Here is a 13,067-nt window from a genome sequence, read left to right on the forward strand (position 1 = left end):
ATTTTGTTGTTGTAATGCTTACTTGTTTGTAGTTAAAATTGACAGAGCCTGAAACGAGTTCAGGATGACTACATGTTTTACATTAGACCCTTATCCTTCAATCGGTCACGCGCACTTTGCTTTTCTACTTCTGGTTTTGATTCTAACTCTTGTTCCGTTTCCACATTGTCCGAACTTTCTTTTGCTTCTAACTCTTGTATAAAGTCTTTTCCTTTTTCTACGGTGTCTTTTACAGCATCCATTAATGAATCTCCTTTTTCATCTATAACTTCAGACGATTTAAAAACAAAATTTGCTAAATATGTCCCTAATAATGTACCAAACATACTAGATGCGAATAAAGAAATAGTCATTAAATCAATTGGAATTAAAAATCTAGCAATAAGAATACCTACTAAAAAGAGTACAGCAATATAGACCAATCGCATTAAGAAAGATTGTTGATATAGAAAGCCCTTTTTACTATTGGCGTCCATTTGTAAATCTTTAGAATAAAAGATTTTATTAAAAAATTTATATACTTTATTGCTCTTAGATTCTCTCCAATACAATACAATTCCGAATAGTATGGAAGCTACAAAAGCTATTATTTCTAGTGACATCATGTTTTACGTTTAAGGTTCTTATAAAATTAGTCTAAAATAATTAGATATTGTTACGGATTTTTTCAATTACCCAATCTTTAAATGAATCGTCCCAAGTTTCGTAACTCTTATAAAACTGCTCTTTATCATACCAATACAAGAATAAAACATCTTTTGATGAGATATTAATCAGTAACTTATGTATTAAGTCGCGATGCTCAGAGGACAACGATGAATGTGGCTGATGCAGTGCAAAATAAAAGGATTGGTCTACAATATCTTCAATCTTAAAAGCATTGCTTCGTTCTAGTTTTTCTAGATAAAGCTCCACTCCCATGACTTGTTTTCTAGCTTTTAAATCAATTTTATTGAGATAACTCTTAAAGAGCACTTTATCATTTAAAATATCTTTTATAGGATGTTCCGTTTCTGATAGAAACTGCGCTAATTCGTACTTCTTAGTTCTATCGTAAATTGGTGTTTTTACAATCTGTTCTAAATCACATTCTATAATGATGTGATCTTTTAGTTTATCCACCAATTCTGGTTGTGCAATATGATAGATTAAAACATCATGAATAGTATCTTTTATTGCTTCTTTGTAATGCTCTAAACTTTCAAAAACCACAATAGGTTTAATAAAATCTCTAAGTAAATAAACACCATCAAAAGCTCTTGAGAAAAACGAATCTGTTGAAAAATGTAAAGGATGTAAACTGAGATCTCTATTTCTTAAATCGCCAAATGTCTTAGCTGAATTTAATAGTTCTTGATGAATATTTTCATCTATAAAATTATTTTCGGTCCTAAATTTATCCACCAATTTTAGTTGATCTTTTTGAACTTGCTCTAGATTATCTATGAGACGGAATGTGATATTTACATTATCGTATTTCAAAATATCCAAAGGCTCATAAAAAACATCTATATTTTGATCAAAATCTATACAAATAGCGGAATCTCTTGTAATATCATTGATTTTTTGCCCATGAGTTCTAAAGATATGTTGCATCATTTCTTTATCAAATGAATGAAATGGCAGATATACAGGTTTTCCTTTTTGCAATGGCGAAATAATAATACCATGTGGATTAGCATCGCCATGATTTAGATACTGCGTATTGTTTTTTTCCTCTGCAACTTCTGGACTCCAACCAATACCATCGATATAAAACGAGGTTAGTTTGGTTGCTTTAAAACCCAATGTTTTTAAGCATTTATTATAGCGTTCTACTAATTTTCCGCTTATGGGAATTAGTTCACTTCTGTATAAATTTGCTTGTTTTAATTTATTCATATTCCTTTCCCACAACTATGGGAATCTATTTGTTTATACTTTTTTAAATAGTTGACTTTTTAGACCTATCAATTATTTTATCAATTGATTAATCTGAGCATATTGCAACAACATTATTGTTTTTGCATCAACAATCTCTTCTTGCTTTACCATTTCAATCGCTTTAGAAAAATGAACTTCTAACACCTCAATTTCTTCATTTTCACTTTCTAAACCTCCTCCTTTTGTAACCTTCATATTTTCATCATACTCAGCTACAAAAAGAAACATTTTTTCGGTGATAGCTCCTGGCGACGTATAAGCGGTTAATACTTGTTTTGCTGTGCTAATTCTATAACCAACTTCTTCTTTTGTTTCTCTAATTACGGTTTCTAGTGCGCTATCATTGTTGTCAATAGCTCCTGCACAAACTTCAATAGACATGCCTTCGTCGTTATTGACATCATAGATTGGCATTCTAAATTGCTTGGTTAGAATTACATTTCCACTCATGGGATTATACAGCAATATTGCAGCTCCATGTCCTCTATTATAAGTTTCTCTCGATAACCGTTTCCACTCGCCATCTTTGAATTGATAATCGTAATCAATTCTATCTAATTTTGCCCAATCGTGAGAAAGGGTTGTTTTGCTAATGTTTTTTAATTTGTCTTTCATATGGATTTATCCTTGAGATAGATCTAATTGTTTTCAGTATAATAAAATGGAATTGACCAAGACTTAATATTATCCATGCTGAATTCTTTTTTTATAGTAATAGTCTGCATTCCGAAGGTTACATCCTTTAAGGACACATAACCTACAACGCCAAATTGTTTGGTTACTGGATGCTTATATTTTAAGAAATCGGCATCTACTTTTTCATCATTTAAAAACACTGTATTATAGGTTTTATAGCAGTTTAAAAAACTTAAACTACTCGCTTTTCGCTGTTCTGATTTCGTTAGATTTTCATCTTCTTTATAAGTTTCACAAGTGCCTTCTCGTAGTCTCTTTTCGTTATCAAAAATGGGAATAAAGACTTTAATTACTTTAGATTTTATAACATCAGATGCAATTTCTGGTGCTAAAAGAAATGTGCTGCTTGTATTTTCGGATGCATAATAATTTGGGTCTATTTTTAATTCATCTCCTTCAATACCAATTCCAGTTTTAATTAAATACGGAATGTTAGTTTTACTCATTTGAATAACAGCCAAAGGCATACCAACAATTAAAAATGATAGCATTAAGTAAGCAAGCGATTTGTTTTTCTTAAAGTTAGAGCCAAATATCATTGTCACTTGCAGAATAGACTTATATAAAGGCCCAATCATAATAAGTGAGCTATATTTTACAGCTTTAAAATATAAAATCTGAAGACTTTCTTTTTCTTTGTTTTTCTTCAAATTAGCTATAACACCAATAATCATTTGGAATAGCATAGCTCCAATAAATAAAACTAATGGAATTAAAAGTATTAGTGTTGGGACGTAATCCGATAACAAATTAAATAATAGCAAGTAAAGACATGCTATTAAAGCCATATAAGTATACATCAGCAAAAATGTAAATGCTGCTGAAAAAATAACGCTACACAAAGCATCTACTTTCTTTATAGAATCTTCTAGTTTTGGAAGAATAGTGAGAATCTTCTCCGTATATATTTTTGAATACGCACTATCTTCTATACTGTAATCTGGAAAAACAGAATTTAAGCCTACTAAACCAATCCAATATGCACGAAGAAAAAAATGAATAACGAACATAGATGCCAAAATACTTATGGCAAATAACCCAATAAATAAAATAGCATAACCCACTAAATATTGACTTGGATTTAATACGTTAATAAACTTATTTGTTCCCCAATCAATAACATCAAACATCTGAAATATACCAAAAATAGCAATGGCAGAGACTAGCAATTCAGCTTCCCAGCTTTCATCCTTTAGTCGTTGTAACCAACCTTTTGTGGGTTCGTTAACTACTTTATCTGGCTCTATGTCGTTGTTCGTGTTATTATCCATTTTTAGCCTTTTACTCCAAATTGCTCGCGAGCCTTTGTTTCAATATTCATTTGATTCACTCTAGAATCTACTTTTCGTTTAAAGTCTGTATCTGCAATTGTTGCCACGTTATCTAAATAACGAATTACTTCTTGTCTTCTAATATCTGAAAAGTTTAAACCTTTCATGTTAGACTTCATTAATTCTTGAAGCATATTAAATTTAGTCTCGTAATCTTTTTTGAAATACGTTTCAGGATTTTCAAACCAATCTTGTTCTAAATCGAAATCCGTCAAACGTAATGAAATGGCAGACTGAATATTTCTAACATCTCTTGAAGAGAAAAATGGAAATATTTTCTGAATTTCTTTATACAAAGCCGCATAAAACATATGGTCGTTATTTTGATGTAGTTTTTCAACTTTATCAAACGTATCATGTACTCTTGCTTCCGATGGATTTTCAATAGCATTAAGAATTTCGCCCATACTATTGGCTAGTCCTTGGTCTGACAAATATTTATACACTTCAGGATCATTCATGTTTACAAAATCTGGCATGGTATCTTGTAATTTTTTCCACCAGATGTAATCTTGGTCAACAAAATCGTGCTCCGTACGTGCACCATCAATTTTAAATCGTCCTTGTACTCTAGAAATTACAGCCTTATCTAACATTTCTGGCAAATTGGTAAATAAACCAATAGAACTGTTTCCGTAATTAACGGCATAAGCACCTTCTGTATATCTTAAAAATACACCAATTACTTCTTTTACACCTGCAGAAACACCTTGTGCTGTACGCTCTTGCAAGTTATTTTCGGCATCATCAATTGGTGCAAAAATTAATTTAGTTGGGTCTTGTAATGGCTTCATCCACTCTACCATTTTTTCGGCAGAACCACCTTGAAACGTGCTAATTAACGTATCTGGCATGGGATGAAATAAAAACGGAATATCTAAATTATCTGAATGTTCTTTTAACCTGGTTGCAATAGCTGCAATCAACATACTTTTTCCTGTACCAGGAATTCCGTAACCCATAAAAACAGGCATAAATCCACCTAATTCTTGAAATGGATTTTTCTTTGCTTCTATATCGTAACTCAATAAGCGTTCTGTTAAGCGACGTGCAAAATGTTTAGCATCTCTGTTACCTACAATTTGCTCAAACTGAATTTTATTGAATTCAATACTCTTTGCTGTTCCTGAGAATGAATTTTCCCAACCAGAAACTGCAAAATCACTGTTTTCTAATTTATAAGTTCTGTCTGAAATGCTTTCCGTGTACTCTAAACTACTTTTTCTTAATTGAATTTCGTCTATTAAGGCTTCAAAATAAACCACAGTAAAATCAATAACATCTTTGTCTGATTTTATAATTTCAGGATGACCTAAATACTTATCGTAGTAGAATAACTGACAAGAAATTCCTTTTAAAGGCGTTAATAGTGATACTTCTGGTATGCCCGCAAACTTCTGTTTCATTACAGATAAATCATCCGAAGCATGTGGTTTTAAATCATGAAGAATTTTATATGCTGTTGAAAATAACATGAAAGCAGTTGCTGTATGCATCTTACTTTCATATTCACGTCTTCCTGAACTATCTAATGCCGATTTATTCTCACTTAAACTCGATAACCCTGAAGCATCATAGAATGAATCTTTTATCCAAATTCCTAGAGTTAAACCTTCTTGTACGGCATACAACGTTTGATTTAAAAAAATAGGAAGCGCTACAGACTCAGGTAACAAACGTTTTTTTAATGCCAAAATCGTTTTAGACACTGAAGTGACATTAACGTTACTTCCGTTGTTTGCTCTAGACAAATACAATAAAATAGATTCGTCTTTGGCATCAGTATCTTTATTTTTTGCACGTTGACTTTGTTCCCATTGAATGGATTTTAGATAGGTTGTTGCTTCATCTCGAAGCATGTCTAATTCATTTTGTTTTATAGGGAAAGTTGAGTTGTGTTCCATTTTTTTTAGTTTTCAGTCTCAGTTAAAAGTAAACAGTTGATTACATCGCTCTGATTACTCTTCTAAAACTGTTTTTTGATAATTATTATTTTCATTTTCCGCAATACTGAAAACTGCGACTGGGACTGTATTTTTTTTTCTATGCGACTGTAAACTTATTTCATTTCTAAGTCCGAAATTTGAATAGGCGACATCGCCAACTTATTCATAATCTCTGGTGTTTTATTATAAAGTAATTGTATAATTCTATGTGGCGCAAATACGTAGCGTTGTCTAAAAATAGCATCCCAACGTTGAAAGGTTTGTTTGCTAAAAAAACTGCCTTCTTTAAATTCGCTACCCGATTTTAATTCGTCTATTTTAAATGAAATTGCGTACGATTCTAATGGCACTTCCTTACTAGCTATACTTTGTAAAATTGCATGTGTCACTTTGTTTTCATCTTTAGCGAACACATTATGAATTGGTCCTAAATCGATACGTCTTATACGTTTAGGAAATACTTTTGGCAAACGCTTATCTATAGCATAAGCCATGGTATCTAAATTCATATCACGATCAGCTGCATTTTTTAGAACTGAATATATTTCATCCTTATAGTCTTGTACATTTTTACCATCGTAATTAAAATACATATAGCAAATGTATGGTCTGTTATGTGTTACATCATAAAAGCTCCAACTTACCAAATACTCTTCTTCAGAATTTTCAGTAGCTTTCATAATTTTACCTTGTACAAAACGATTAAAAATATATTCTTTCTTAGCAGACGTGTAGTATACTATAGATGATGCTTGAAAGAGTTTGCGCTTAGCAATGGGCTCTTTTTTCCGCATTAAAGTATCTAAAAATTCTTCTTTTAGCGTTTCTACATCCGTAAGTTTGCCCAGATACTCTTCACGTAATTCTAAATCATTAAATAAATATCTAAACTCAAGGTAATTAGGAAAACCAGAATCGGTTAAATCCACTTTCATGTTTTCCTCATCATCATACATGTATTTTACACGCATGGCTTCAATAGAATACAACAACAAATCACTGTATTGCTTAAATAATTGAACTTCTTGGTCGTTTAGTAATTGTTTTTCTTGAACCGCATAAATAAGTTCCTTTAATGTGAAATCTATCATTTTGTGATAAAACACATACTGTTCTTTGGAATCTAATATTGCGGAATCTAAGGGTGTAACTATCATTATGGTTGGTAGTTGGCAGTATTCTGTTTGCAGTGACCCTCAACTATTTGAAAGGCACTATTAAAAAATTTATCAAATTATAGCGTATGGTTTTTAGTATTCAATTCGTATTTTCTACCAACTGAATACTAAAAACCAACAACTATTTTTTATCCTAAAAGGTCATCGTCACTAGCTTCTGGCTTTGGTGGATCTGCTGGTTCACCTGCGCCATCATTTGCTGGTGCATTTCCATCTGCTGCGTAATAATCTTCGAAAATCTCTTTCATATCAATTCCGTAACGGTCAGCAAAATTAGACTGGATAGACTTATCCTTTTCTCTAATTTCTTGCAACGCTTCAGCATAACTTCCATAAACACCTTGCATCACTTTTTCGTGCACAGGAATGTTGTCCATCATTTCTTGACGTGCTTTAGCACTTGCCGTATGCATTGCAGCTAAAGTTTCTCCAATATGCTCATCGGTTTTAACACCTAAGTGTTCTAAAATAGCCGCAAATTCTTGGTCAGTACGTGCTTTTAATGCTACAACGTAACCATCGTAATATTTAAGACGCTCGTCTGTATCACTCTTTAATTTTGCTCTATGTGTTTGCAAATTACTACGTAAAGACGTTAATACTTTAATAGTAAGATTATGTTTGTGTACAAAACTATCTTTTGAAGCTGCTAAGGTTGTATAAGCATTTTTAAGACCTTCTAATTCTTCAACTTTTTGCTCTAAAGTAGTTACTTTACCTAACGCATCAGAGTATTCAGTAGATTGCTTATCTGCAACTTCTTCTAAAGCTTGACGTGCTTGTTTTAGTAAAGCATATTCCGTTTCTAGCTTATCTTCTACTTCTTTTTTCTTTTGAAGCGCTTTTGTATGGTTGTTAGAAGCTTCAACAATTGCCGTTTTAAGACTTTCTTCAACTTCTTTTATTTCAATTTCTCTATCTTTTAAACGCTTAATTGCCGCTTGACTCTTAAAAGACAATTCATTTAATAATGTTTGTACATCAGCTGTTTCAATACGTTGTTGAAACATGGCTTTTGCCTTATTATCCGCAGCATCACGTACTTTTTGAGCATCTTTTAATTCTTGTTCTGCTTTTTGAATTTTTCCTTTTCTACCAAAAAGGTTATTCCAAAATGTGTCTGGCTTTGCATTTGCATCTTCTAATTCAACTTTTGCACGTTCTAAACGTTTTATTGAATCGTCTATGATTTTTTGTTCTGAGGCATTTAAAGCAGAGAACCCTTCAAACATAATACCAACTTCATCTTGGTAATCGGTTAAATCTTTTATAGCATCTAATAAGGTAGTTCTGTCTTTTTCAGCCATATCTACAACATTATCTAATGTTGCATTTAATATTTTCTGACGACTTTCAGGATCATCTTCTTGAGCCAATTTAGACTTCATTTGGTCAATGGCCTTTCCCCAATTTACATCGACTTTCGCTGTTTTTTCGTTGGAATTTGTTTCTAATAAATCAAAATCATCAGACATATTTGTGTAGTGTTATTAAGTTGAACAATTTAAGGATAACAATTTCGGTAATTTTTTAAGACTATAAAAACTTTACTTACTAAAATATAGGTAGCTTGAATTTTAAAAATGTTACAATTTTCGTAATTATTTTTTAGCAATACTTTATTCTAAAAAAAATACTATTGATATAATCAGTTTTAAATTTAATTATCGTGGTAATATTATCAATTTTATTTATTCATTTTTTAAATAATAAACCCTAAAACAAAAGGCTTAATATACCAACAAACACAGCTGTTTATCGGATTTTACAACCGTTTTATCGATGAAATTGTTGATATAAAATGGTAAATAATTTAAAATTAAGCATTTAAGAATAAGATTTTTTCTATATTAGCATCCTAGAACCCCAATTCTAAACCATTATATATGTTTATGCAACTTCTTACAAAGGCTTTGATTGTGACAACGACACAACTTACCATTATACTCATATTAGTGGCTTCGGTTTTTCTAGTTCTTATTGCAATCGCAATTATTAAAATGTATAAACTTAAAGCTGAAAATAAAAAATTGATGCAAACCAACGCCTTCAAGGACTACGAAAATTCAAATGAAGAAAGGCCTAGTGGACATCTTTATGGCGATAATTAAATTATTATAAAGTGATGACGTATATTAATAGAAAACTATAGTCTATTACGCAAAAATATAAAACTAAAAAGCCAGCAAATTGCTGGCTTTTACATTGTAAAATGAGTGAAAATTATCTCACTAATTTTTTATATTTAATTCGTTTTGGCATTAAATCTCCACCTAAACGTTTCTTCTTATTTTCTTCATAATCACTAAAGCCTCCTTCAAAGAAATAGACTTGAGAATCACCTTCAAATGCTAATATGTGTGTACATATTCTATCTAAGAACCATCTATCGTGACTAATAACAACAGCACAACCTGCAAAATTCTCTAAACCTTCTTCTAATGCTCTTAATGTATTTACATCTAGATCATTAGTAGGTTCATCTAAAAGTAAAACATTACCTTCCTCTTTAAGCGTCATAGCTAAATGCAAACGGTTTCGCTCACCACCAGAAAGTAATTTTACTTTTTTGTTTTGCTCACCTCCTGAGAAATTAAATCGGCTTAAATAGGCTCTAGAATTTACTTCCTTTCCTCCCATCATAACCAACTCTTGCTCATCACTAAAGTTCTGCCAAATTGTTTTTTCCGGATCAATATTAGAGTGTTTCTGATCAACATATGCAATCTTGGCCGTTTCACCTACTTTAAACTCTCCTTTATCAGGTTTTTCCTCTCCCATAATCATTCTGAATATAGTCGTTTTACCAGCACCATTTGGTCCAATAACACCAACAATACCAGCTTGAGGTAGATTAAAGTTTAAATCGTCATATAGTAACTTGTCATCATAGGCTTTGGCAACACCTGCAGCTTCAATTACATTAGTCCCCAAACGCGGACCATTTGGAATGTAGATTTCTAACTTTTCATCGAGCTGTTTTTGATCCTGACTCATTAATTTGTCATAGTTCTTTAAACGTGCCTTTTGCTTAGTTTGTCTTCCTTTAGCTCCTTGACGTACCCAGTCTAACTCGCGTTCTAATGTTTTTTGACGTTTAGAAGCTGTTTTACTTTCTTGTGCCATACGCTTTGATTTTTGATCTAACCAAGACGAGTAGTTTCCTTTCCAAGGAATCCCTTCTCCTCTATCTAATTCTAAAATCCAGCCTGCAACATTATCTAAGAAGTATCTATCGTGCGTTACCGCAATTACAGTTCCTTTATATTGTGCTAAATGATGCTCTAACCAATGTACAGACTCCGCATCTAAATGGTTGGTTGGCTCATCTAATAACAAGACATCTGGCTCCTGAAGTAATAAACGACATAAGGCCACACGACGACGCTCACCACCAGAAAGAACTCCTATTTTCTTATCGCCATCTGGAGTGCGTAACGCATCCATAGCAATTTCTAATTTGGTATCTAATTCCCATGCACCTGCCGCATCAATTTGATCTTGCAACTCTGCCTGTCGATTCATTAGCTTTTCCATTTTATCGGCATCGCTATAGACTTCTTCTAAACCAAACTGATCATTAATACTATTATATTCATCAAGAATAGCAACTGTTTCTGCAGCACCTTCTCGCACGATTTCCATAACCGTTTTATCATCATCTAATTGAGGTTCTTGCTCTAAATAACCTACTGTGTAACCAGGTTGAAAAACAACATCTCCTTGATAGTTTTTATCTACACCTGCAATAATTTTTAATAATGTAGATTTTCCTGATCCATTAAGACCAAGAATACCAATTTTAGCTCCATAGAAGAAGCTTAAATATATATTTTTTAAAACTGGTGTATTTGCACCTGAAAACGTCTTTGTAAGACCAGACATTGCAAAAATCACTTTTTTATCGTCACTCATAATTTAAGTATAAAAGTTTATTGTTATAAAGTTAAAAGATATTCTGGCCAAATTAAACTCTGCCTTTCAAGGCATTAAACACCCATGATATACAGAAAAAACCACCACCAACAGCAGCAAATCCCCAACCTGCAACATCATCGTATCTAAATGCACCTAATGCTATTAAACCACATCCTACAAATATCATTATCCAAGTTGCCCAAGCTAGTACTGTGTTTTTATTCATCGCCATATTCTTAATCTTTAATTTGGTTAATTAGTTAGTTGAATTACAAATATCGTATTTTAAATAAAAAAAGCATCACAAATTGTGATGCTTATATAATTATTCATGTTAAAAATCTATAATTTTATCATTGGTACTTCAATGAATAATAACTCACTCTTTGATTTTGCTGTAATTTTAAAACTATCCGTTTCAGAAATTCCTATAGCATCACGCGAGTTTAAATCTTCATTTTCAATACTACTATTTCCTGCTATATTCATGATGTAAACACCATGATCTTCACTTTTTAATGTATACTGAAACGAATTATTTTCTAACAAATCAATTCTAGAAAGTTTAACATCTTGATGGACTTTTAAACTTGCATTGTCCTTATCACTAAATGAGGTTACTAAAGTTTGAAGTTGTCCTTGTCTATCTTCAGCTTTAAATACCTTTTGATCGTAACGCGGTTTTACATTTCTTTCATCTGGAATAATCCATATTTGAAATAAACCTAATTCGTCATTAACAGAACCATTAATTTCAGAATGTTGAATCCCAGTGCCTGCAGACATTACTTGCACTTCACCTGGTACAACAGTTTGCCAATCATTATGCATGTTATCACGATGCTTAAGAACACCTTTTAATGGAATGGTAATAATTTCCATATTATCGTGTGGATGTGTACCAAATCCCATTTTAGGTCCAACAATATCATCATTTAACACTCTTAAAGCGCCAAAATGAATTCTATCTTCACTAAACCAACCTGCAAAACTAAAGGAGTGATTAGCTTTTAACCATCCATGATCTGCAAATCCTCTACTCTCTGCTTTATGTATTACCTTTTTCATCTCATTTTATCTAATAAATCACTTAATTGTGATGCTTCTTCTTCAGTTAAATTTTGAAAAATACTTTTACGATCTGCTTTAGAAATCTCTTCTAACAGATTTAATCCTTCTTCAGTAATATTGATATGTACAACACGTCTATCATTTGGGCAAGCGATACGTTCAATCAAGTGTTTTGAACTGAGCTTATCCATTAAACGCGTCGCATTTGGAGATCTTTCAATCATGCGTTCCTTTATCGTTTGTACTTTTAAAGGTTGACCTGCTCCTTTTAAAATTCTTAATATATTATACTGCTGTGATGAAATTTTAAAAGGTTTAAAAAATGCAGCCTGATAACTATTAATCCAATTAGCCGTGTACAAAATATTAAGCATTGCTTTTACTTTTTGATTCGGAAACGTAGAATTAATATCTTTAGAAAAATCGCCCATATATTCTGAATAATTAAATTAATATAATATTAAAGGAGAAACTTATAGAGTGGCTTCAAATTTTTTGACCTGTTCTAATAATTGTGCATTTGATGCCTCATCGGTAATTTTACCTTCAGAAAAATTATCATAAAAAGAAGGTAATGAAAACGTACCTACAATTTGTGCATCATGATACGGAAATCTACCTTTTGCGATTTCTAAAACTGTAACTCCTCCTCTAGCTCCAGGAGATGTTGCCATTAATAACATAGGTTTATTTAGAAATGTTTTTTGCTCAATGCGAGAAATCCAATCAAATAAGTTTTTGAAAACTGCACTGTACGCTCCATTATGTTCTGCCAACGAAAGAATAATACCATCAGAATTCTTTATGGCCTCTGCAAAACGTTTTGCATTTTCAGGAAATCCTTCTTTCTGTTCTAAGTCTACTCCGTAAATAGGTAGCTCAAAATCGTTTAAATCTAAAATATTAATTTCAGTTTCTTTTACTAAACTAGAGGTATACTCAACTAATTTTTTGTTGATTGAAGTAGTGCTATTACTACCTGCAAATGCTATTATATTTTTCAT

At 32.0% G+C, this 13,067-nt stretch carries 13 protein-coding genes; 1 reads left to right on the forward strand and 12 read right to left on the reverse strand.

All coding sequences use genetic code 11. The features are described from left to right. Positions 1 to 77: 77 nt before the first annotated feature. The 7 genes from Q0891_RS07390 to Q0891_RS07420 all read right to left on the reverse strand — a co-directional run bounded on the left by Q0891_RS07390 (position 78) and on the right by Q0891_RS07420 (position 8,549). Positions 78 to 605, reverse strand: a complete 528-nt coding sequence (locus tag Q0891_RS07390; protein WP_299100298.1) for a hypothetical protein — start codon at positions 603 to 605, stop codon at positions 78 to 80. Positions 606 to 645: 40 nt separating this feature from the next. Beyond that, positions 646 to 1,881 carry a DUF6638 family protein gene (locus tag Q0891_RS07395; RefSeq protein WP_299100300.1) on the reverse strand — a complete coding sequence of 412 codons (1,236 nt, stop codon included), beginning with the start codon at positions 1,879 to 1,881 and terminating at the stop codon, positions 646 to 648. 72 nt (positions 1,882 to 1,953) lie between these two features. Continuing rightward, on the reverse strand, positions 1,954 to 2,538 hold the full coding sequence (locus Q0891_RS07400) for an NUDIX domain-containing protein (protein WP_299100302.1): 585 nt from the start codon (positions 2,536 to 2,538) through the stop codon (positions 1,954 to 1,956). A gap of 23 nt (positions 2,539 to 2,561) precedes the next feature. After that, positions 2,562 to 3,890 (reverse strand): hypothetical protein, encoded by a 1,329-nt coding sequence (locus tag Q0891_RS07405; RefSeq protein WP_299100303.1) that lies wholly within the window; start codon positions 3,888 to 3,890, stop codon positions 2,562 to 2,564. A gap of 2 nt (positions 3,891 to 3,892) precedes the next feature. Continuing rightward, a complete protein-coding gene (locus Q0891_RS07410) occupies positions 3,893 to 5,854 on the reverse strand; it encodes an AAA family ATPase (RefSeq protein ID WP_299100305.1) in 1,962 nt (653 codons plus the stop codon). 155 nt (positions 5,855 to 6,009) lie between these two features. After that, on the reverse strand, positions 6,010 to 7,053 hold the full coding sequence (locus tag Q0891_RS07415) for a hypothetical protein (RefSeq protein WP_299100307.1): 1,044 nt from the start codon (positions 7,051 to 7,053) through the stop codon (positions 6,010 to 6,012). Between the two features lie 149 nt (positions 7,054 to 7,202). Beyond that, a complete protein-coding gene (locus tag Q0891_RS07420) occupies positions 7,203 to 8,549 on the reverse strand; it encodes a microtubule-binding protein (protein WP_299100309.1) in 1,347 nt (448 codons plus the stop codon). A 417-nt stretch (positions 8,550 to 8,966) separates the two neighbouring features. On the opposite strand from Q0891_RS07420, the gene Q0891_RS07425 reads away from it, so the two are divergent. Beyond that, the gene (locus Q0891_RS07425) at positions 8,967 to 9,185 is read left to right on the forward strand and encodes a hypothetical protein (protein WP_299100310.1); all 219 of its coding nucleotides are present in this window, start codon (positions 8,967 to 8,969) and stop codon (positions 9,183 to 9,185) included. A gap of 112 nt (positions 9,186 to 9,297) precedes the next feature. Here Q0891_RS07425 and ettA read toward each other — a convergent pair whose 3' ends face one another. The 5 genes from ettA to Q0891_RS07450 form a co-directional block, all read right to left on the reverse strand. Continuing rightward, positions 9,298 to 10,989, reverse strand: coding sequence for an energy-dependent translational throttle protein EttA (gene ettA, locus Q0891_RS07430; RefSeq protein WP_299100312.1), 1,692 nt, complete (start codon positions 10,987 to 10,989; stop codon positions 9,298 to 9,300). 52 nt (positions 10,990 to 11,041) lie between these two features. Continuing rightward, positions 11,042 to 11,224 carry a CAL67264 family membrane protein gene (locus Q0891_RS07435; protein WP_173281019.1) on the reverse strand — a complete coding sequence of 61 codons (183 nt, stop codon included), beginning with the start codon at positions 11,222 to 11,224 and terminating at the stop codon, positions 11,042 to 11,044. A gap of 110 nt (positions 11,225 to 11,334) precedes the next feature. Next, positions 11,335 to 12,060 carry a pirin family protein gene (locus Q0891_RS07440; protein WP_299100313.1) on the reverse strand — a complete coding sequence of 242 codons (726 nt, stop codon included), beginning with the start codon at positions 12,058 to 12,060 and terminating at the stop codon, positions 11,335 to 11,337. Then, entirely contained in the window at positions 12,057 to 12,494 is a 438-nt protein-coding gene (locus tag Q0891_RS07445; protein ID WP_299100315.1) for a MarR family winged helix-turn-helix transcriptional regulator, read from the reverse strand. Before Q0891_RS07445 ends, Q0891_RS07440 begins: the two co-directional genes overlap by 4 nt. A 42-nt stretch (positions 12,495 to 12,536) precedes the next feature. Next, positions 12,537 to 13,067 carry an NADPH-dependent FMN reductase gene (locus Q0891_RS07450; RefSeq protein WP_299100317.1) on the reverse strand — a complete coding sequence of 177 codons (531 nt, stop codon included), beginning with the start codon at positions 13,065 to 13,067 and terminating at the stop codon, positions 12,537 to 12,539.

This window comes from uncultured Winogradskyella sp. (assembly GCF_947498005.1).
In the GTDB taxonomy this organism is placed as follows: domain Bacteria; phylum Bacteroidota; class Bacteroidia; order Flavobacteriales; family Flavobacteriaceae; genus Winogradskyella.